Origin of the sequence: Paenibacillus sp. EKM206P, assembly GCF_011066155.1 — a bacterium.
Taxonomy (GTDB): domain Bacteria; phylum Bacillota; class Bacilli; order Paenibacillales; family Paenibacillaceae; genus Paenibacillus; species Paenibacillus polymyxa_D.
Genome location: NZ_JAAMNQ010000133.1, coordinates 1 through 231, shown reverse-complemented (window position 1 = coordinate 231; position 231 = coordinate 1). Strand labels below are relative to the sequence as shown.

2 tRNA genes are annotated in these 231 nt (G+C 57.1%); both read right to left on the bottom strand.

Annotation, left to right across the window (positions count from 1 at the left end):
* Positions 1-72: 72 nt before the first annotated feature.
* Positions 73-149, bottom strand: a tRNA-Arg gene (locus G9G53_RS26095).
* A 7-nt stretch (positions 150-156) separates the two neighbouring features.
* Positions 157-231 (bottom strand) — tRNA-Gly (locus G9G53_RS26090).

Genomic DNA, 231 nt, shown 5'->3' with positions numbered 1-231 from the left:
CCTCCACGGTTTCCCTCACGATTTTGAGTCGCGCGCGTCTGCCAATTCCGCCACACCGGCTTATGAAGTTAATGGCGTCCCCTGAGAGATTCGAACTCCCGACCTTTTGATTCGTAGTCAAACGCTCTATCCAGCTGAGCTAAGGGGACTAATAAATGGAGCGGACGACGGGAATCGAACCCGCGACCCTCGCCTTGGCAAGGCGATGCTCTACCGCTGAGCCACGTCCGC